12 protein-coding genes are annotated in these 22,373 nt (G+C 39.4%); 2 read left to right on the forward strand and 10 right to left on the reverse strand.

The genetic code is table 11. The features are described from left to right. Position 1: 1 nt before the first annotated feature. Positions 2-1,594 (reverse strand): RagB/SusD family nutrient uptake outer membrane protein, encoded by a 1,593-nt coding sequence (locus BQ5338_RS11220; protein WP_071146952.1) that lies wholly within the window; start codon positions 1,592-1,594, stop codon positions 2-4. 12 nt (positions 1,595-1,606) lie between these two features. Next, a complete protein-coding gene (locus BQ5338_RS11225) occupies positions 1,607-4,804 on the reverse strand; it encodes a SusC/RagA family TonB-linked outer membrane protein (protein WP_071146953.1) in 3,198 nt (1,065 codons plus the stop codon). 436 nt (positions 4,805-5,240) lie between these two features. On the opposite strand from BQ5338_RS11225, the gene BQ5338_RS11230 reads away from it, so the two are divergent. Then, positions 5,241-5,603, forward strand: coding sequence for a hypothetical protein (locus BQ5338_RS11230; RefSeq protein ID WP_071146954.1), 363 nt, complete (start codon positions 5,241-5,243; stop codon positions 5,601-5,603). Between the two features lie 106 nt (positions 5,604-5,709). Here the strand turns inward: BQ5338_RS11230 and BQ5338_RS11235 are convergent, their stop codons facing one another. From BQ5338_RS11235 to BQ5338_RS11275, 8 genes are all read right to left on the reverse strand, one after another. Further along, complete coding sequence (locus tag BQ5338_RS11235) at positions 5,710-6,480, reverse strand: hypothetical protein (RefSeq protein ID WP_071146955.1); 771 nt, start codon at positions 6,478-6,480, stop codon at positions 5,710-5,712. A 22-nt stretch (positions 6,481-6,502) separates the two neighbouring features. Continuing rightward, a complete protein-coding gene (locus BQ5338_RS11240; RefSeq protein WP_071146956.1) occupies positions 6,503-8,131 on the reverse strand; it encodes a RagB/SusD family nutrient uptake outer membrane protein in 1,629 nt (542 codons plus the stop codon). A 19-nt stretch (positions 8,132-8,150) separates the two neighbouring features. Further along, the gene (locus BQ5338_RS11245) at positions 8,151-11,327 is read right to left on the reverse strand and encodes a SusC/RagA family TonB-linked outer membrane protein (protein WP_071146957.1); all 3,177 of its coding nucleotides are present in this window, start codon (positions 11,325-11,327) and stop codon (positions 8,151-8,153) included. Between the two features lie 149 nt (positions 11,328-11,476). After that, on the reverse strand, positions 11,477-15,583 hold the full coding sequence (locus BQ5338_RS11250) for a hybrid sensor histidine kinase/response regulator transcription factor (protein ID WP_078063477.1): 4,107 nt from the start codon (positions 15,581-15,583) through the stop codon (positions 11,477-11,479). Between the two features lie 131 nt (positions 15,584-15,714). Beyond that, positions 15,715-16,401 (reverse strand): potassium channel family protein, encoded by a 687-nt coding sequence (locus tag BQ5338_RS11255; protein ID WP_071146959.1) that lies wholly within the window; start codon positions 16,399-16,401, stop codon positions 15,715-15,717. Between the two features lie 24 nt (positions 16,402-16,425). Further along, the gene (locus BQ5338_RS11260) at positions 16,426-18,255 is read right to left on the reverse strand and encodes a TrkH family potassium uptake protein (RefSeq protein ID WP_071146960.1); all 1,830 of its coding nucleotides are present in this window, start codon (positions 18,253-18,255) and stop codon (positions 16,426-16,428) included. 154 nt (positions 18,256-18,409) lie between these two features. Then, positions 18,410-18,802: a hypothetical protein gene (locus tag BQ5338_RS11265; RefSeq protein ID WP_071146961.1), complete on the reverse strand. Its 393-nt coding sequence runs from the start codon at positions 18,800-18,802 to the stop codon at positions 18,410-18,412. A 769-nt stretch (positions 18,803-19,571) separates the two neighbouring features. Next, the gene (locus tag BQ5338_RS11275; RefSeq protein WP_071146963.1) at positions 19,572-20,498 is read right to left on the reverse strand and encodes a tyrosine-type recombinase/integrase; all 927 of its coding nucleotides are present in this window, start codon (positions 20,496-20,498) and stop codon (positions 19,572-19,574) included. Between the two features lie 403 nt (positions 20,499-20,901). On the opposite strand from BQ5338_RS11275, the gene BQ5338_RS11285 reads away from it, so the two are divergent. Next, positions 20,902-22,269 carry a TrpB-like pyridoxal phosphate-dependent enzyme gene (locus BQ5338_RS11285; RefSeq protein ID WP_071146965.1) on the forward strand — a complete coding sequence of 456 codons (1,368 nt, stop codon included), beginning with the start codon at positions 20,902-20,904 and terminating at the stop codon, positions 22,267-22,269. Positions 22,270-22,373 lie beyond the last annotated feature (104 nt).

Consider the following 22,373-nt stretch of genomic DNA (forward strand, 5'->3'; position numbering starts at 1 on the left):
CCTATTTTAAAAATTTATATGGAACTGCAGGCTCCAACAACTTTGGATTAGCCGTTATATCGGCCGATGGTATTGGCAAAGTAAAAGTGCCTGCCGTAGCCTGTGTTATTGTATTTGCAGGCTCACCTTCTGTCACAACTCCGTCACTAATTGTAAAAGTAAAACGCTTTTCCTTATTAAGGATACTGATTGCCTTTGCCGGATTGTAGTAGGAAAGTCTGACCAAATCAAACCAATATTGACCTTCGCCAGCCAATTCAATTCTCCTTTCTTTTAAGATAACATCCGCATCTAAGGAGCTTACAGGGTCTAATCCGGCTCTTTGGCGCACCTTATTGAAGTATAGCAACGCATCTATATCAGTTGAAGTAGTACTATTCCCAAGTATAGCTTCAGCATATACTAAATATACATCTGAAAGCCTTAACAATGCAGTATGCTCAGCAGATGATGTCAGCGTCATTGTTGCTGCGTTGTTATCTTTATTGGTACCAATAATATGCTTCTTCAAGCCTGCATCTCCTTTGAATGTATAACCACCTCCAGCTCTGTTTAATTCTGGGTAATAATCTCCCTTAAGCATAAAGGTAGCTTTACGTCTCACCACATCTTTCTCAGAGTATTGATTATAAATATCAACTGTAGGCAAAATACTAAACCAACCTGCCGATCCATTCGGAGAGATGTCAATACTACCCGAAGAATAAATCTGCAACATATTACCTGATAACCAGTCCGAAGTACTAGAATCCCATTGAAGTGCAAATAGAGACTCTGGATTGTCATTGTTTGCGGTTTTGAAGATTTCGGCATAATCAGACATTAACTCTAAGCCACTGTTTTTACATACATTGCTAGCATATATTTTAGCGCTGTCCAGAAGCGCTTGATCGCGTTGTTCAGAAACCGGAGAATTTAATCCTGACCATGTCAGATATACTTTAGCCAACAAACCTTGTGCAGACCATGTGCTAACTCTTCCCTTCTCATTCGTTGGAGGCAAATTTTTAGCTGCAAAAGTCAGATCATTGACTATAAATTGATAAACATCATTAGCCGGGTTCCTATTAACCAACGGCATTTTTATGAGTAATAAATTATCTTCTATAATAGGAATATCTTTCCACAATAAGACCAGATTGTAATAAGCGTATGCACGTATAAATTTTGTTTCTGCTATAGCTTGATTTACATCTTCGACAGGGATAGTAGCAGGTGCTTTCTCATTTATCGAATTAATTGTCACGTTACAATGACCAACAACGTTGTACATCCCTTGCCATGCTGCGATAACGCCACCATTTAATCCGGTAACAGAGAATGAGTTAAATTGAGCAGCATCATCATTCCAGCCCAAGGTCATATTACCACTAAGCACCTCCCCGATAGGTAAATAAGACGAATAAAGCCATCCTGCCCATGGAGTACCAGCATATAAAGCCGCTGTAGCCAATTTCAAGTCAGCAGAAGTTTGATAAAAGTTATCAATGCTTATAGCTGATAATGGCGGACGGTCAAGGAAACTATCGCTACAGGACGATAAAAATCCGGCAATTGCAATAAGTGAATGAATTATTTTAAATTTTAGTTTCATAGAATTATCTTTTTATTTATTTAAGGAAATATTTAAACCCAGAGTAAAAACACGAGGTTGCGGATAAAATCCAGAATCTACACCTGCATTAACCGGATCCCAGGAGCCAATCTCCGGGTCCATACCTTTATATTTAGATAATATAAACACATTGGTTACATTCGCATAGATTCTTAAAGAATTTATAGGTGTTTTTTTCAATAATCTATCTGAAAACGTATAGCCAAGTGAAATTGTTTTACATTTCAAAAATGAGCCATCTTCAACATATATATCAGAAGTTCTGTTGTTGCCATTTGTGTCGTCATTTCTCACACCGACTATCCTTGTACCCGGATTAGTCACATATACGTTTCTAACGTCGGTTGCAGATCCATTCGGATCTATCAAACCAAGTCGTGCATGTTCTTTTAATATTTTCATATAGCCATAACTACCTGAGGTACTTTCTCCATTAACACGCAGTTGATTAAACACCTTATTGCCAATATTTGCGCTAAAGTATATATTCAGATCAAAGTTCTTGTATGAAAATGTATTGTTCAGACCAAGCTGAACTTTGGGTATGGGAGATCCTAAAAAAGTTTGATCTCTTTCATCAATGATACCATCTCCATTGAGATCCTTATACATTCGATCTCCATACCATATACTACCAGAGGCAGTACCTACAGGGAGCTCTTCGCCATTCCTTACCGGTCTTGCATGAGGCTCAATACCGAGTTTTATATCACCCAAAAAATCCGACGACTTTGAATAAATGCCATCAAATACATATCCATAAAATTCTCCGATAGATCTACCAACAACAGTTTTGCTATATGATCCGTCTATAGCTGCACCATCAGCGTTGAGTTTCAGAACCTTGTTGGCATTATGAGAAATAGTTAAATCCGTATTCCATGAGAAATCTTTTCCCTTAATGTTTTTATAGCTTATTTTTACATCAAACCCCTTATTACTAACTGATCCAATATTCACATAAGGAGCATCTATTGCCCCCGGAGACCAGCCAATAGAAGTAGCAGAGTAATCAGGCAAATAAGTCTGCATTATCAGTCCATCTGTTCTACGATTATAAAAGTCAACTGAAAAATTAAGACGCCAATCAAGAAATGCAGCATCAAGCCCAATATTAGTATTTTTTGTTTTTTCCCACCCCAAGTCAGGGTTTCCAAATTGACTAGTAAGCTGCGAAACTCCACTCAAACTATTAGATACAGTTGTAAGTACAGTTGTATAAGCATAGTCTCTACCTCCTGGGTTATTAGTCAAACCATAACCCACCCTTAATTTTATATCATTAATGTTTTTTATCTTTTTTAAAAACGTCTCATTACTTATTCTCCAAGCAGCAGCTGCAGAATAAGTCATTACCCAGCGATTAGCCGGAGCATATTTTGAAGACCCGTCCTCACGAACATTAAGGGTAAATAAGTATTTATCGTTAATACCCAAATTTATACGCCCAAAATACGATTCCATTGCACTTTGGCTCTTTGTACCACTATTTTTTGCCGTAGTTGCATCACCGGAGCTAATCACTTGTACATTATTTGATGGAAAGTTTTCACGGTAAGCACTCACATCTTCCCCTCGCGATAATTGAGCCTCATGGCCTATCAATACGTTCGTATTGTAGATTTCGCTAAACACATGGTTATATGTCAGGTAATTACTGACCTTTACGTTCACACTTTTAGTAAATAGATACTCGGCACTATTGGTTGTTTTCTCAATAAGACCCATTTTGTAAGTTGGAAAAAACTTATCTTCAGTAGCCATAGAGAAACCTCCTGAAATCTCATTTTTTAGACTTAAGTCTCTAGTAAATTTAATCTCAGCATAAGCACTACCCCAAAACTGGTTTCTTTTTACTTTGTCCTTGTTGATAAGTGAAAGAGCATAAGGATTTACCACCTGTTGCACCCAGCCGTTAGGATTATAAGCTCCTCCCCAGCTTCCATCGGTATTCTGCACAGCAATATCCGGTGTTTGGCTGAGAGCAGTATTAATTACACTAGAACTACTGGAATTTGTATTTTCACTAATATTAACCAACTGGATATCCGTCCCTATTTTTAACCAATCGGTGGTCTTATTGTCAAGATTAAGCCGTACTGAAGTTCTGGCAAAATCGGAACCCAAAGCAATGCCTTCTTGTTTTAGATAAGACGCAGATAAAAAATAAGTTGTTCGCACATCGCCACCTCGCAAAGAGAGTGTATGACTGGACATGGGTGCATTTCTAAATAACTCATCTTGCCAGTCAGTACCCTTTCCCAAATATTGAGGATTGGCAAATTCGGGTCTTGTATCAAAACCCCATCCTATACCTGCATTTCTCTCGTTTACAAAAGTCGCAAATTCCTGCAGATTCATGACAGGGATTTTAGTCATCAACTGTTGATAACCAGTATAAAAATCGTACGATATAGTTGGAGGTGCCACTTTACCTCTTTTTGTAGTAACTACAATTACACCATTTGTTGCTTCGGAACCATAGATGGCAGTCGATGAGGCATCTTTCAAAACATCTATTGATTCAATATCCGAAGGATTGATCCCTGCAATTGGGTTTACACCACTTCCCAATGTGGCAGCTCCATTCATTTTTATACCATCAACTATCCACAAAGGTGAACTACCGCTAAAAGAAGATAATCCATGAATCTGCATTGAAACAGCACCTCCAGGCTGACCAGATATCTGCTGCACAACCATGCCTGGTATTTTACCTTGCAATGCCTGTTCTAAAGTAACCGGTTGCGATTTTCGTATTTCGTCTCCAGAAATTGAAGAAATTGAACCAGTTACATCTTTTCTTTTGGTTGTTCCATAGCCAATTACCACCACTTCGTCAATCATTTCGCTATTTTCAGCCAATATGACATTAATGGTCGTCTGGTTTCCTACCTTAATTTCTTGTTCATGGTAGCCCACGTAGGAGAAAACTAATGTCTCTCCAATACGCACATTCAAAGAGTATCTACCGTTAATATCGGTAATTGTTCCACTCAAGGTCTCTTTCACACGGACGCTGACTCCAATCAGTCCTTCGCGATCGACCGATGAGGTTACGATTCCTGATACCGTTCTGTCCTGAGATGGGTTTGCTCTTAGCACCATTGCCGGAAACAGCAAGAGCAAGAGTAGCGCAATGCAGCATAAACGAGAGCCTATGCATTTTCGGGAAAATGTTTTTCTCATTGTACATAATTTAAAGGTTAATAGTTAAATTAAAGTTAGTAAAGGCTTTTTTTAGATTGTCGATCAAGAAATCGGAATCTCAGATGAAGCAAAGGTATAAAGAACAAATCTCCAACATGCCATGATTTGTCGCCTGTTGGGGATTCATTTGTATCAAATCTTTTAGTTAGCCTTTTTTTTTGTGATTTAATGTATTCTTAAGGTAACATGTCATATTTTTTACGGTAATATTTAGCAACGATTTGGGGAAGGTTGAATCTCACTTCGTGAGCTATTACAAAACAGCAATCTTCTTAGCACATTCAATAAATTAATTAAATGCATCATCTTATATTGTTTCTTTATTATCCACCATAATGTAAAGATATCACACCTAGTTTTGCGGATCTTCTGAGAGGGGTTTGTTGAATTCACTATTTCAGTGCGGTGAAGTTATATGATCAATAAAACTAGGTCTATTTGTAAATCATTGGTGCCCGGTAAAAATTCATGGAACAAAAAAATAGGGCTGCCTTCAAACGTTTTAAAAGGTGCGAGCCGCAATCCCAAGCATGGGAAGAAAAAAGGAGGCATAAAGGTTAACACTGTGCCCAAAACTGAGCAAGAGGTGCCTTATAACATTCATTTCATATTGGCAACAACTCACGACCATGTTATGCTTGCTAAGCTAAAGCTGGCAAGTGAGGCATTCATGTACTACATTGACCTCTGTATGTTTTGCGAAAATCCTGAAAAAGCATGGCTAAAAATCATTGATCAGTCCAATTTGTCACCTCCGGAACCATTACTTTTTGATTAGGAGGGGCTTACTTTTCAAAAAAATAGTTCAGACTACCATTACATAGATTGTCTGAACCACTTTTTTTATGCTTTTAAAGTTTTACCGGACAGCAATAAAATCGATTTTATTTTTTTCTGAATACCCACGTATTTTGCCAACCGCTTCCCTGACGGGCCAATACAAGATCGGTTTCGGTCAGTTTGGTAATCACATAGTAATTTCCATTTGCCCCATCATCCGTATAATCAGCCCCGTGCAGGATATTTACTCCCGATAAGGTTACCCGTTTATTTACGATATCTAAATCAAAGAAACCTTTGGTAACGGTTCCATCGGTGAGTGTTTTCGTAAAATTCTGTGCAGAATTCAAATCGAAAACCATATCACCTACTTCCCAATCGCTTGCAATCACCTCAGACATGGGCACTTGCCACCATTCGGGAGCGGTAGAACCCTGACCACCGTTTCCAAATACGGCCGGGGCTTTATCATTCCAAACCCAAGTCTTACCTTCGCTGCCATTGGTCAGCAAATTCCACATCGGATCCTTAAAGTAGTCTTCGTCATTTTTCGAAACAGTAACTTTTCGGCTTGTCGACACACTACCCCCTTTGTCCAACGCAAAAAATTTGATTTCATATTCGCCGGCAAACCTGATATCTATCGTATCTTTTGATTTGTTTGAAAATCCAGTTACATAATCCCAGTAAGGAAGAATGTACGGAACCTTATTTTCAAGATATATCGTATTGTCTTTTTCCGGATTCTGAGTGACGGAAATATTTAATTCGCTTTCGGTTATGACACCTCCCAGTTGAGGATTATCTGGGGTACATGCCACAAATAGTAACAATGCTCCAATAAAAGCAGTTGCCAATTTAGAACTATTTTTCATATCTAGTATTGTTTTTAAATTATTACCAACCGGGGTTCTGTTTCAAGACACCTTTCGACAGTGTGATCTGCGATTCAGGTATCTGGCAAAGCCCACGAGTTTTCTTGATGTTATCTGCTTTAATCACTACTTTGTCATTGGCTCCGCCGCTCAACACAGACACACCACTCTCTTCGGCGATGATTGTGGCAGCCAAATCAATGCCTTGACGCAGTAAGTCCCAATAACGCAATCCTTCGAAAGCAAACTCAAAACGACGCTCTGTTAGTATGTTTTCTTTTGTAACAGGTTTGCTTTCCAGTCCGGCACGTTCGCGTACGCGGTCGAAATAAGTCTGTGCGTTCGGACTACCCAATTCAGCAGCCATCAGCAATACATCGGCATAACGCATCACTATATAATCCTGCGATTGTGAAGCGGAGAAATCTCCTGCACCTCCTTGAGTGGTAGTTGTTCCGTCATAATAAGCCATTGGCGTATATTTCTTAACGGTATATCCTGTATACTCTCGCTGCTCTTTTTTATCAAATTTATCGGCAATACCTTCGCCTACAATATCAATGATAGAGGCTGTTTTTCGCTTGTCTCCCGGCTCATAAACATTAGCTAGTTGAGGATGAACAGTACATGCTCCCCAGCCTTTTCCATAAGGTGACCAGTTAGTCCCGCGCATTCCCATCATCACAAGCCATGCGTTTCCATCAATATTTCCACTCCAATCTTGTGTGTCATTGAATTTTTGCGCTAATACGCTTTCGATGTTTCCACGTCCTGCATAGGTTGATTCGAATGCATATTTACCATCAATAGGAGTAGAACTTGCAGCTTCCCACAGGTTTTTATAATCTCCCACCAAATCGAATTCTTTATCGGAAATGATATCTTCCAATCCCTGAAGTACCTCGCTCTTAGTAACGCCGGGGGCTTCGGTGGCATAATAGCCGGTATAGTAGAGATAGACACGTGCAAGCACGGCTTTTGCCGCATAGCAGGTAATGCGTCCGTCGTTTTGTGCCGCATTAGCTTTCGGATAAGCATTTGCCGGAATCTTATTTGCCGCAAAAAGCAAATCTGCAATGATTGCTTCATATACTTGGGCCGGATCTGCCTGCGGCACATTGTCTACGGTAGGCTCCAGTAGCAGAGGTATGTTTTCCCACAGGCGAACCATATCGAAATACATCAGGGCGCGAAGCATGCGCGTTTCTCCTTCAATGCGATCCCGAATTGCTAACTCACTTTCCTGCCATGTTATCTGATCTAGTTTCTGCAACAGGGTATTGCAACGGAAAATTCCGGCATAATAGCTTTGCCACGTTTGATTGAATATGTTGGCATCTGCCGGCGATTCGGAGATATCAAAACGATCCATCACCTGATAGCCACGTCCGTCTCCGTTGCCCGTACCACCGAAACAATCGTCACTCATTACTTCGGAAGCGATGTAAAGAGCAAAACCTCCGTCGGACGTGGTGCGTTGCCAACCATCGTAACAACCCACCAGTGACATTTCAGCGTCATCGATGGTTTTGTAGTAATTTTCGTCGAAAAGAGAAGTTTTCGATGAAGTGTTGAGGAAATCCGTACATGAGCCCAAGCTCAGGGCAACCATCCCCAACAGTGCTGCGATATATGATTTTGTTGAATTCATAACTTATTTAATTTACGGGTTAAAATTTAATATTCACACCGAAAAGGTACGTACGCGGACGCGGGTAATAGCCCAAATCGACTCCCGACACCCAATCGCTGGTTCCATACCCGATTTCGGGGTCCATACCGTCATACTTGGTAAACGTAAACGCATTCTGCACAGAAGCGTATAAACGACACTGGCTGAGGTACTTCCATTTGATCAGTTTGGAGAAGTCATACCCAAGAGTAATGTTGCTAATGCGCAAATAATCACCGTCTTGCAGGTAAAGGTCCGAGAATTGCCAGTTCACATTGGCATCTGTCACCCGTGGGATGCGACTAGACGTGCCTTCTCCTGTCCAGCGATTTAAAATAGCTGTGGTATAGTTGGCTTGTTTAGTGGCTTGACTGCCATACGACTGTACGATCTTGTTACCAGCCGATCCATTGGCAAAGACCGAGAAGTCAAAACCTTTGTAATCTAAACTGATATTAAATCCGTAAGTGAGATCCGGAAGCCCGCATCCGATGTCCACCTTATCTTTGATATCAATCACTCCGTTTTTCTCTATATCTACAAATTTCACGTCGCCTGGTTTTACATTATCTTGCAGAATTCCGTTTCCAGCGGCTTTCCAGGCCTCTATCTCTGCCTGATTTTGGAAAATACCTGCAGTTTTGTATCCCCAGAAGTATCCGATGGCATGCCCGTTTTGTGCACGATAAAATTCTTCGGAGTTGGCATACAGCATATTGGTATTTCCATGAATAATGCCATCTTCAGTAGGTATCTTACCTACTTTATTATTATTGTAAGCACCGTTGATGCCTATACTGTAATTGAGTTTTCCAACCCGATCGTTCCAGTTGAGTGCAAGTTCCACTCCTTTGTTCTTTACATCTCCGCCATTTATGATCGGAGGTTGCGCACCTGCTGTAGCCAGAATAGGAGCCTCTACCAGCCAGTCTTTAGTGGTTTTTATGTAAAAATCGGCGTTCACATTCAAACGGCTGCTTAGGAAACGTGCGTCGATACCAACATTTGTTTGTTCGGAAGTTTCCCATTTCACATCCGAATTGGAGAGTCTCACGGCGTAAGAGCCTTTAACGTTACTTCCGGCACCCAATCCGTTTCCGAATATATAGTTAGCGACCGGATTATCTCCACTCACATTGGTGGAGGTGCTAATGGGCGAAGCATATTGATATGGATCGATGTTTTGATTGCCCACTTGTCCCCAACTTACGCGCAGTTTGAGGAAATCGAGCCAGTTTTTTGTTTTCTCCATAAAAGTTTCGTTAGTGATGACCCAACCGGCAGAGAACGAAGGAAAATACCCCCAACGGTTGCCATTAGCAAAATTTGAAGAGCCATCTGCACGAAGCGTAGCGTTAAACATGTACTTTTCACGATAGTTGTAACCAATACGACCAAAATAGGAAAGGTTGCGCGAATCATTGTCCGGACCTCCTCCCACGCCTTTAGTATCTACCACAGTGCCATCCTTTTCGTGGGCCACTCCGGTGGTATTATTAATGTATGCATGAGAGAAGTCATTGAATTGGCTCAACAGATTCCAATTGCTTGCACTTACGCCCACACCTTCATAACGTTTGGCTTCCACACCGATCAATGCATTGAACGCATGATCACCCAAGGTGAAGTCATAACCGGCGGTATTTGTCCAGGTTAGCGTATGGCCTCTGTTGGCACGTTGCGTCACGGAAGTGTGATCTTCGTTATAAGAATATATTGAAAATCGGTAAAGAGGCGTGTAACTTCTGAAGTCGCTTGCGAAATAGTTGATACCGAACACCGTTCTTAACTTTAAGTTTTTAATAGGTTCCAACTCCGCGTAGACATCTGCTATGAGGCGTTGAGATGTGTTCTTATTATTGTTATTAGTCATCATCACACCATAAGGATTGCCATCAGCGTTATACCAAGGAGATTTACTGGTATCATTGTACGGGCTGTCATACTGATTGTTGTCACTATACACAGGAGACAGAGGAGAAGTTGTAAATGCTGCACGCAGTGAGTTGTTATATTGATTGCCGACTTGAATGCCTGTATTTTTAATATAACTGAAATTTAAGTGTTGCCCTACTTTCAACACATTCTGATACAATTTGTGTTCTGTATTGATGCGGAAGCCGTAACGCTCGTAATTCGAGACATCGGATCCGCCTACGATTCCCTCCTGCGAGAGATTACTCAATGATAACGAATATACGGAAGTCTCTGAACCACCGTTGATGCTCAATGCATAGTTCTCTGTCTTTGCATCGTCTTTAAACATCTGGCCTACCCAGTCAGTGTCTGCCAATCCTTTCATCGCATCAAAATCAATCAGACCGGATCCGGAATTTACCGCCTGTTCGTTCATGATGATTTTATATTGCTCGGCATTCAGCATTTTTGTTTTGCGAGCTACGTTTTGCACCCCATAATAAGCATCGAACGAAACCTGTCCTTTACCTTTGATACCTTGCTTTGTAGTAACCAACACCACTCCGTTTGCAGCCTGAGCACCGTAGATAGCAGCGGAAGCAGCGTCTTTCAATACATCAATAGATTCAATGTCCGAAGCATTCAGCACAGATATGTCACCTTCAATTCCGTCTATAATATAAAGAGGTGCGGCCTTGCCTACAGTGCCCAAACCACGAATAGTAACCTTCATATCAGCCCCAGGTTGTCCGGAAGTAGAAACAATGCTTACGCCCGCTGTTTGTCCCTGCATGGCTTGTAACGGACTGGCGGTATTGAGCTTAGCCAAAGTTTCACCCTTCATTTGTGCGGTTGCACCGGTATTAAGCTTCTTTTTCTGTACACCATAACCTACTACTACTACTTCGTCGAGCATTTCATTGTCTTCTAGCAATACGACGTTAATGGTAGTTTGCGTTTCCACCTTGATCTCTTGTTCATGGTAGCCCACGTAGGAAAAAACTAACGTCTCTCCACTACGCACACTTAAAGAATATTTGCCGTTAATGTCAGTAATTGTTCCGTTCGACGTTTCTTTCACACGGACGCTGACTCCAATCAGTCCTTCGCGATCGATCGATGAGGTTACGACACCTGATACCGTTCTATCCTGAGATGAATTTGCTCTTAGCGCCATTGCCGAAAACAGCAAAAGCAAGAGCAGCGCAATGCTACCTAAACGAGAGTCTATGCATTTTCGGGAAAATGTTTTTCTCATTGTACATAATTTAATGGTTAATAATTAAAAGTTTTGAGATGGCCTATTGATAAATCGAGGTCTCAGATGGAGCAAAGGTATAAAGAACAAATCCCCAACATGCCATGATTTGTCGCATGTTGGGGATTCATTTGTATCAAAGTTCTTACTTAACCATTTTTCTGTGATTTAATGTATTCTGAAGGTGACATATTATACTCTTCACGGTAATATTTAGCAAAAATCTTAGGAGAGTTGAACCCCACCTCATAAGCTATTTCAGAGATATTCAGCTGACTTTTACCCAATAATTGAGTAGCACGTTTAAGTCTGATGATTCGAATAAACTCTATAGGGGTTTTTCCTGTAATTGAAAGCAACTTCTTATATAAATGCCCCCTACTCATACCTATACTAGAACTTAATTCCTCAACAGAAAATTCAGTGTTACTCATATTATCTTCTACGATTTTAACTGCCTTTGCAATCAGTTTTTCATCCAATGAGCTAATCGTGATTTCACTGGGATTGATATCAATTGTCCGTCTGAAACGTTCATGATTCTTTTTATTCCACTCAATGAATTTATTAATTCTTAATTTCAAGATATTCAGGTTAAAGGGTTTGGTTATATAGTCGTCAGCACCCTCACTCAAGCCTTCCAATTTATGTTCATCAGTTGTCCTTGCTGTCAATAGAATTACAGGAATATGAGAAAGATTTATATCATTCTTTACCCGATGGCATAACTCTAATCCATCCATTACCGGCATCATTACATCGCTCACAATCACATCAACAGCATTTGCTTGCAAAACTTTTAATGCTTCTTCGCCATTTACCGCTTGGAGTACCACATAAGCATCCTTTAAACTATCTGCCACGAACAACCTAAAATCTTCATTATCTTCCACTATAAGTATGGCTGATAATAGTGCCTTATTAGGCTCTTCCCGAGGCTCTTGAGGAAGCAGCGCATTATCAGCAGCATTCAGCAGCATTATTTTTTCGCTTTTATCGGCCGCGTTAACCGGGATAGTAAAGGAGAAAATACTCCCACAAGGCTTATTGTCCGATAACATAACATCTCCCCCATGAAGGTTCACAAATTCTTTCACAATGTGCAAACCTATTCCGCTTCCATAGTTTAATTTTGGTTGTGCTATTTGATAAAACCGATCGAAGACACACGGCTTTTCTTCATCACTAATGCCTATGCCTGTATCTTCTACACTTACTTTCACCTTCCTCTCAGCCATCTGGTTCACATCAACTTCTATCCGGACAACAACACAACCTCCATCCGGAGTATATTTAAAGGCATTTGACAACAAGTTCATCAATACTTTTCTAATTTTATCTTTATCAAAAGACATTTCCAAATGTTGCAGAGACGAATAGATAGATAAATTTATACTCTTTTTCTCTGCATACTCTACGAATGACTCGCAAACTTCTCGCACGAAATAGACATAATCACCATGCAAAAGCATTAAGGTGTCCCCTTTTACATCAAGCTTTCGAAAATCTAGCAGTTGATTCACCAAATTGAGCAATTGAACTGCATTCCGATGAATCATCTGCAACCTGCTTGCCATTGGCGAAGCATTATTATCTTCTATTAGCTTCTCAAGAGGAGTGATAATCAGCGACAGAGGCGTACGGAAATCATGACTTATATTTGTAAAAAAGCGTAGCTTCATCTCATTGATTTTCCGCTGTCGCTCAGCTTCCATCTCTATTCGTTGTATCTTAAGCTTTTCATAATGTTTTCTACGGATCTGACAAACGACATAATAAATAGCACTTAAGAATAAAAGTAAATATAGAAGATAAGCATAGATAGACAACCAGAATGGCGGGTGAACAATGATAACCATTGATGAAGCATCTTCATTCCAAAATCCATCGCTGTTCGCCGCTTTAATTTTTAAGACATATTCCCCGGGGTTAAGGTTCGTAAATGAGATTTTGCTCTCATTAGTATATATCCAATTCGTATTCAACCCCTCGAGTTTATAAGCATATTTTGTTTTTAATGGGTGAGAATAGTCTAATGCCGAATATTCAATAAAAAAAATATTATCAGAATAGTTGAGTTCCAATTCCCGAGTCTGGTCAATGCCCCTTTTGAGAATAACACGATCATCATATAGCGAATCAACATTAATCTCTGTATTTCCAATTTTCAAGCCCGTAAAAGTTACTTTAGACAGAATCTTGTTATACACGATATAATTCGGATTAATAATATTGTATCCATTGGAACCCCCAATAATAATCTCTCCGTTTCTATTTTTATATAAGCGCCCGCCAAAATTCCGCCCTAACAGCCCGTCATTTTCATCATAATTATGAATTGTCCAATTAAACGATTTATTTACGGGATCCACATTCACTATAATATTAGATAAACCGGAGCTGGTCATTACCCACATATTCTTATTATCGTCTTCAACAATTCCGCGCACAATGTTATCATATAAACCCTCTTTCTTGTCCAAGTAGATGAGGCTATCTGTTCGCTCATCCAAGATGCTGATGCCACGATTACCTCCTAACCATAACAGCCCCCTACTATCATAGAAAAGACAATTTAAAAATTTATCTGAAAATTCCTGAGAACCCTTACGATTGCCATAGAGCTTTTCCGACTTCTTTGTGTCTGTATTTAAAATACCCAGACCATACGCAGTTCCAACATATAGAAACTTTCCCCTCCTACAAAAAAGGTCCATCACCCCAAGATCAGATTCACTCTCGCCAAGCTTATAAGTCTCAAAAGTATTCTTCAATGGATCATACATTTGTAGTCCGCCGTTAAGAAAACCCAACCATATATTTCCGTGCCTGTCCTCATCAATGGCCCAAACATTGTCTCTTGCTATAGAATTAGGGGTTTTATCATGTTTGTAGTGAGTAAAAGTGCCATTATCATAACAAGATAAACCATCCAAAAAGGTCCCAATCCATAATTTGTCTTTTGAGTCACGATATAGGGATACAATCACATTTCCAACAGCATCCTTTTGCCTATTGGAAGCTTTATAAACAGAAGCATCTCCCGTCGATTTATTGACTTTCACCAATCCATTTCCATCAGTCCCCATCCAAATATTGTTCTGAAAATCTTCATCAATGGAATTAACATCATATTTGTAGATTGACTGGGAACTGTCTTTTAAATAATAGGGCCTAAACTTTTGAGCAGTCTCACTGTAGTATGATATTCCTTTTTTGAAACTCCCCGTCCACATGATACCCTCATCATCCAGATACAAACAAATGATACTATTGCTATTGACAGATGTTGGAATTTCAGGATCATTCTTTAAATAGACAATTGTTTCAGTATCCTTATTCAATAGATTTATACCACCATGATCAGTCGCAATCCAGATATTTCCTTTTCTATCATCAATCACGCTCCTTATAAAATCATGAGATAATGGATGTTTTGATGAATCAATCCCAAAATAAGTCCATATTCCTGTTTCAACATTCCATCTCCATAAGCCTTTTGACACATCCGTATATACCCACAGGTTAGAGTCTACATCCTGATAGATGTGCAATCCTTCTCCCGAAAAATCAGAGTGCTTGCTTAAAAAATTATTTCTTAAAACGACCTTTCCTGTTCTTGCATGCAGTTTTTCGATAACCCCCGACCGATGAATAACATAATAGTATTCCCTCGAATGGGTCATAGACATAATTTCTCCTTCACTTAAACAAGAAGCGTTCTTACCTTGATAAAATTTCGATAATTTCTTACTAGAGAATTGGTAATAAAAGAGTTTCGCTCCATCGTAAGCCCAAAGATCCTTGTTCGCATCCACATAAATGGACTTTACACTACTACATATTATTCCCAGCTTACTTAGCTCACCCTTAAAATCTCTAATAAAAGAATCTTTATTACGATCATAGAGAATATAGCTAGCACCTACTGACAACCATAAATATCCGCGCGAATCTTCTTGAATAGCCGAAATTGCATCCCCCCACAATGAACTGTTATTTTCACTGCCAAAATATTGTCGCATACGATATCCGTCATAACGATTTAACCCCGAAGAGGTGCCAAACCACATAAAACCCCGACTGTCTTTTATGATGCAATTTACTTGGTTATTCGACAAACCATTATTGACATTAATATGCCTAAATTGTATCGCTTCAATATTGTCTTTACTCTGAGCCTGAACTTGCGTAATAAAGATAAGAAAAACGGTAAACAAACAGATGCGAAATAATAATCTAGGTAACATTCTCATAGCGTGTTCTTCAAAGTATAACAAATGGATGTTACAAAGATAAATCAATGCTAGGTATTATCAATATCTGGTCTCTTTTCTTTCGTACGCATTTGTATTATATAGAGGGTTCATTTGTCATTAGCTAAGAGCTACAATGCTTTCCAAAATACCTGAAAGTCACGATACTTACCATAACACACCAATTCATCATCCGTCTGAATCTTATCATCCTGTATTAATTCATTCACAACACTGGATTCGAGTATTGAGATGCCCAAGAAGTTACTTACCTTCTCAGCCCGTTTCAACGCAATTATTTTTAGGCTAAATTCCTGACGAAGATTCAATTCGTTAGCCTGGTAGCCAACAAATTTCTCCGGAACACGAAACATCATCACGTAATAATCCTCATCTACACGAAAAGACTCTACTTTGGTCCCAAAATCGAGTAGTTGAACTAGCGTACGTGCTGATTCTTCTTCAGGGACTAATATCTTCTCTAAGCCAAAAGCCTCGAGTACAGCTTTGTGAACAGCATCAATGGCACGGGCGTAGATATGCTTCACCTGCTTCTGTTTTAACAAGGCTACCACGCGTACCGAAGCACCGAAATTTTCGCCAATAGCAATAATAACTACATCGACACTGTTCAGTGGAAGAACGGAAAGAGCTATCTCATCCGTTGCATCTATCACAAAAGCGGTTGCTATTTTATCTTTTATAATGTCTACTCGACTCTCACTAATGTCAGCCCCGATCACTTCGTGTCCCAAGGCAGAAAGTTCTTCGGCAAGTATACGCCCATAATTCCCCAAACCAATAATAATATATTTCATCTTGTTTCGTATTAGTAGTAACCACTAGTTTATGATGATATTGTCGCTCGGATATTTATATTTAATATTCTTTTTCTGCTTCACGATACCCAACATCATCGTTATCAGTCCCACACGCCCTACAAACATCAGCAAAATAATGACCAGCTTACTGCTATTTCCCAAAAGTGTAGTAATGTTCAGGCTAGAGCCAACAGTGCTCAATGCCGAAACAACTTCAAAAACCAATCCCAGCAATGGCAAAGTAGGTTCCAGAATCGTTAGGACAAAAATGGCAAGAAAGAGTGTAGATAGAGACATGAGCATGGTAGCATTGGAGCGACGAATGGAATCTTGTGACAGCTCACGTCCGAAGACCTCTACCCGTTCGCTGCCTCTAATAACAGCAACCAAGTTCAGAACAATGACAGCAAAAGCATTGACCTTAATACCTCCTGCGGTAGATTGTGCACCACCCCCAATCCACATCAACAAGAGATAAATAAAGATGCTCTGAATAGCAAATGAAGTAAGATCTAGACTAGAAAAACCTGCCGTACGCGGACAAGCGGCATTAAAGAATGCCTGTGTACACTTATCAGCAACAGACATTCCCGCAAAAGCTCCATTCCATTCAAACAGAAGTATGCCAAGCGTACCAATAGTGAGTAAAATAAAAGTCATAATCAATACAATGCGAGTATTCAGATTATATAAATGTCGTATTCGTTGTTTCTCGTACTTACGGGTACGTATAGATACCCAGAGGCGACGTACATGATAGAGAATAATCTCTCGAAAATTGACTAGGATAGGATAACCAATACCACCAAAGATGACTAACAATGAAATAAAGATATAAAATGCATTATGATTGTTCATTATCAACGCATTACCCAGATTGCCGGGAAGAGTAGAAAAGCCGGCATTACAAAAAGCGGAAATGGCATGAAAAGCAGAGAAAGCCAGTTCATCTTCTAGGGTCATCCCCATAGTACCTTGTATACTCAACCAGATTGCAAGCATGCCGGCACTCTCTAGAGCCAACGTAAAGCCTAAGGTATAAAGCAAGGTAGAAAGCAAAGAACTGAGTGAATTAGAACTGACCATGTCACGCACCACCAACTGATTATATAACGAAGTGTTACCCATAAAAAACATCGCAAAAAAGCTAGTCAGAGTCATCACTCCCAGCCCACCTACTTGAATCAATAGTATAATAACCACAAAACCTGCGGTAGTAAATGTCGAAGAAACATTTACAGGAGTGAGCCCAGTGACGCACACTGCACTGGTGGATATGAATAAGGAGTCAACCCATGAAATACCATTGACTGTGCATCGAGGAAGCATCAGTAGCCCCGTACCGACAATAATAATCACCAGAAAGCTAACGGCTAAAATGAGTGAAGGGTTAGTACGTCTGCCCAACAAGCGTACCAATCCATTGGATAAATGAAGAAAAGAATAGATAGATAACAAAACGACATGATAGAGCTTACTATGAAGAAATTCCCAAAAATGCAAAACGCCACCACTTACATCAGGCTTATTGAAAATTACCGGAATTAGAGTTAGATAGAGCAGAATACTCAATACCCACGTCAGTTTGTTATATTTCTTCTTTGTATCTTGATATTTAAGAAAAAGGTGTAATGTTATATCAATCAAAAAGATAATCCAGACACTTCGATACAAGGTATTTAGTTTATCTAGCTCTGCATTAGAGATAATAAATCCATGTTCATAAACCAATGCACCAATAAATAGTAGAGAAGCCAAATAAGTGATAACAGTCATAATCTCCAGCAATCTGCGGATATAAGGTTGTAACCATTTATTATGATAAAGCAAATATTTATGAGGAATCTTCATGCGTTTCAACTATTACAAGAGACAGATAAATCCATCTACAAGAAATATCGCAGCAAGATAGAAAGAAAGTATTGGATACACAAGACAGGAAGGAAAATTCTAATTAGAATAAGTCGTGCGGCAAATAGAAATGTCCCATAATCATAGCTTTAATCTACTTCTTTAGACAAATATCTGTTAGATGTATTTGTGAAAGATAATAACAAGAGAGTTGATTTAGAATTTCTAAACGACGCCCAATAGCTCCATAAGATGCATAGATATCTTCCGTATTCTCAACGGTTATTTTAAACCCTTCTCCTGTGATAATGAGTATGTCACAAAGCGAAATTTGGTTAAGAGGCTGAGATAATTCATAAGAGTCTAGTCCTGAGTCAGTACAATTGTCAGCTCTCAATCTAACGAGTCCTGACTCACAAAATTTCTCCAACAAAACCCGAGTATCCATATCCAAAAGTGGATTCAAAGTGTTGTTTTCAGCCTCATCAAGGGAATAATTGATATCTTTCAATATCCCTATCGCTTTTATCACTTCTAGACTCAACATATTGATTTATAGTTTTTAAAACCGTTAAGTAGTTCTCTGTTGTTTCATGATATTCGCAAGTAGCTATTCGGGCGAACCACTGGTGCTTGAGATGAAAATGAAAGTACTAAATCTATTTTGAAATAAATAAGACACTTGCTCCTTTTCCACCGAGTCCGCCCGTTAGCAATGCCTTTTCACCATGGCTTAATTTTGTTCACAATCCCTCTTGTCTGTAATTCCTGTAATATTCGACTGTCTTTCAAACTTCGGGTACGTTTACCATGGGCCAAACTGTACACCCTCCATGGATTTGTTTTAAACTGAAAAGAAAGTTCTATGTAAATATCTCTATTTACAGAAAACCAAAACTGTAAAAAACCTTTCTTCATTGCCTTATGATTTCTATACATAATTCAAAAATATCAATTAGGAGTATTTTCTCCGTTACTTTGTAGGTAACGGAAACACAACCGAATGCAAATATGAACATATAATATGAATTAAGCAAGACTATTTTCATGTTTTTTATAGAAAAAACAAAAAGCTATCCTGTTAATAAGGGTAAGGCCATTCTTAACTAGTCTCTATTAAACTCCTATCTTCGCTATGGTCACAAGAAATCTTCTCCATGTTTAAATATATAAATATGGAGAAAAGAGTTGTTGCCTTTCTATGTGCAGAAAATGCCTTTTCATGTGAAATTTTATCTCAAAACGCCTTTAAAGATATAATCTGGTTGTGTTTCCGTTACCTACAAAGTAACGGCTAATTATTAATGAGATACAATTCAACAATATCCTTGAATAGATAAGATAATCTTCTCATTCGCCTCTTTTATTCTATTTTGACTAAAAGGCTTCAAATAAGTTTCTGTAACTGCTATCGAAGAATGTCCCATTGCTTCGGAAATAACGTCTGGATGTATATTGCAATAATAAGCTAATGTAGCCCAAGTATGTCTTGCCGTATACGAACTTAAGTTACAACCAAGCTGAAGTTCTTGAGATAGCAGTGACAGCTGATGGTTGAAATTTCGCAGAGCTAATTGATACACCTGATAAGCTTGCTCCGAATTTTCTTCTCCTTTGAGAAATGAAAACAAATAAGGAGAATTCGTATTTTTGTCCATATATTCGCTCATTATGAGCATGGCTTCTTGTGGAATTATAACCGTTAATAGTCTCCCTGTTTTTCTACGCCTATAGGTAAGAACATTTCCATTTAAATCCTTCTTCTGCAAATACACAAGATCTACAAAGGGCAATCCCCTAAGCATAAACATCAAAACAAATAATCCCTGAGAGCGCCTTAACGCCTCAGGCATCTTTTGCGTCTTTAAAGTTTGAAATACAAAAGACATATCTTTCACATCCAAAGCTCTTTTCTTATCCGCCCGAGTGCCTGTATACACATGTTTAAACAAACGGGGAACATAAGGAGCCAAAGACCTATCCACTGCCCGGTTATAAGTTGCCCGTATAGTCCGCAGATATGTGGAAATAGTATTCCAACTGTGTTGCCGTTTCCTCATATAATCCTCAAAGCATTTCAGCAGATCCGGCGTATTTTTTTTAAAGTCAAAAGATTTCTTTTGCAGAAACCTCAAAAAAATGCTCAAACTACTCTTATAGACATGAGCAGTACCGTGATAATTACCTGCCTCAAGCTCATCAATAACTGAATACATAAAACTAATAAAATCATTCTTCTTCATTGGCTACTTACATTTACTAAAAAATATATTAAATTTAGCAAGACGTTATCAATAAGCAATATTCATGAATATTATCCTCTCTAAATATTGAGGATCAATCATAGAGACATCTTTCATTCATCATTTTACCAGCCAACTGATAAACGTTGGCAAGTTATAGCAAAAATGATAGAGCCACAAATCCGCAGGCAAAAACATTTTTTTGCTTACGGACCATCGTTCACTTCAATGCGATTGTAGAGCATAAAAAACCTATTTATCAATAAAATGAGAGAAACTTCTAAATAAAGGAACTGATGCACATTTGAAAACGAGACTCTTAAAGAGAGGTTTTTGAGCATTTTAATATCAATAATAAAAATAATGGCTACATTTGAGTTCAAAAACATTAAATTATAGTATTATGAGCAATAAAACAAAAAGATTCATGCTGCCTGAGGAGGAGATTCCACGTTATTGGTATAACATTCAAGCCGATATGGTTAATAAGCCTATGCCTCCGTTGCATCCGGGAACAAAGCAACCTCTTAAGGCAGAAGATCTTTATCCAATCTTTGCCGAAGAACTATGCAAGCAGGAATTAAACATGACTGATCAGTGGATTGAAATTCCGGAAGAGGTGCGCGAGATGTATAAGTACTATCGCAGTACTCCACTCGTAAGAGCTTACGGATTAGAGAAGGCATTAGGTACTCCTGCACACATATATTTTAAGAATGAGAGTGTTAGTCCAATAGGTTCTCATAAGTTGAACTCAGCGCTGGCGCAGGCTTACTACTGCAAGAAAGAGGGGGTAACAAACGTTACCACTGAAACAGGTGCAGGACAATGGGGAGCTGCATTGGCTTACGCTGCTAAGGTTTTCGGGCTGGAGGCTGCAGTCTATCAAGTAAAGATCAGCTATGAGCAAAAACCTTATCGTCGGAGTGTCATGCAGACTTTTGGCGCTCAGGTAACCGCTTCACCATCCATGTCGACCCGTGCGGGAAAAAACATTCTGACTGCTCACCCTAACTATCAGGGTTCTTTGGGTACTGCTATTTCTGAAGCTATCGAACTGGCCCAGAGTACGCCAAACTGCAAGTATACTCTTGGCTCTGTACTGAGCCACGTCACTTTGCACCAAACGATTATTGGACTGGAAGCAGAAAAACAAATGGAGATGACGGGAGAATATCCGGATATGATCATCGGTTGCTTTGGCGGCGGATCAAACTTTGGAGGTATTTCATTCCCCTTCATGCGCCATACCATATTAGAAGGAAAGAAGACACGATATATTGCCGCCGAACCAGCCTCTTGTCCTAAACTCACGCGAGGTAAGTTTCAATATGATTTCGGTGACGAAGCCGGATACACTCCATTGCTACCCATGTTCACATTGGGACACAACTTCTCCCCTGCCAATATTCATGCAGGTGGCTTGCGCTATCATGGTGCAGGAGTTATTGTTTCTCAACTCTTAAAAGACGGGCTGATGGAAGCAGTCGACATTCAACAATTGGAATCATTCGAAGCCGGATGCCTCTTTGCTCAGGTCGAAGGTATTATTCCCGCTCCGGAATCGTGTCATGCCATCGCTGCCACCATTAACGAAGCCAATAAATGCAAAGAAACGGGTGAGGAGAAGGTGATTCTCTTTAATTTATCTGGTCATGGGCTGATCGACATGCCATCTTATGACCAATATCTGTCAGGTAATCTGGTAAACTATTCGCTGACAGATGCCGATATAGAAAAGAACATCAGTGAAATAGGTAATTTGGCCTAAGAAACTACACGCTTACACAAAAACAAGAATCCCATCCGGACACTTTTCTTCTTAATGATTGGTTTCCGGGTGGGATTATTTTATATCCGTAATTAGGATAGGGC

The organism is Bacteroides ihuae, assembly GCF_900104585.1.
Classification (GTDB): domain Bacteria; phylum Bacteroidota; class Bacteroidia; order Bacteroidales; family Bacteroidaceae; genus Bacteroides; species Bacteroides ihuae.

Excerpts from the sequence above, each read along its gene's own strand:
- BQ5338_RS11230 (WP_071146954.1), top strand. The coding sequence starts at position 5,241 with ATGATCAATAAAACTAGGTCTATTTGTAAATCATTGGTGCCCGGTAAA.
- BQ5338_RS11245 (WP_071146957.1), bottom strand. The coding sequence starts at position 11,327 with ATGAGAAAAACATTTTCCCGAAAATGCATAGACTCTCGTTTAGGTAGC.
- BQ5338_RS11240 (WP_071146956.1), bottom strand. The coding sequence starts at position 8,131 with ATGAATTCAACAAAATCATATATCGCAGCACTGTTGGGGATGGTTGCC.
- BQ5338_RS11285 (WP_071146965.1), top strand. The coding sequence starts at position 20,902 with ATGAGCAATAAAACAAAAAGATTCATGCTGCCTGAGGAGGAGATTCCA.
- BQ5338_RS11265 (WP_071146961.1), bottom strand. The coding sequence starts at position 18,802 with ATGTTGAGTCTAGAAGTGATAAAAGCGATAGGGATATTGAAAGATATC.
- BQ5338_RS11220 (WP_071146952.1), bottom strand. The coding sequence starts at position 1,594 with ATGAAACTAAAATTTAAAATAATTCATTCACTTATTGCAATTGCCGGA.
- BQ5338_RS11250 (WP_078063477.1), bottom strand. The coding sequence starts at position 15,583 with ATGAGAATGTTACCTAGATTATTATTTCGCATCTGTTTGTTTACCGTT.
- BQ5338_RS11260 (WP_071146960.1), bottom strand. The coding sequence starts at position 18,255 with ATGAAGATTCCTCATAAATATTTGCTTTATCATAATAAATGGTTACAA.
- BQ5338_RS11235 (WP_071146955.1), bottom strand. The coding sequence starts at position 6,480 with ATGAAAAATAGTTCTAAATTGGCAACTGCTTTTATTGGAGCATTGTTA.
- BQ5338_RS11275 (WP_071146963.1), bottom strand. The coding sequence starts at position 20,498 with ATGAAGAAGAATGATTTTATTAGTTTTATGTATTCAGTTATTGATGAG.
- BQ5338_RS11225 (WP_071146953.1), bottom strand. The coding sequence starts at position 4,804 with ATGAGAAAAACATTTTCCCGAAAATGCATAGGCTCTCGTTTATGCTGC.
- BQ5338_RS11255 (WP_071146959.1), bottom strand. The coding sequence starts at position 16,401 with ATGAAATATATTATTATTGGTTTGGGGAATTATGGGCGTATACTTGCC.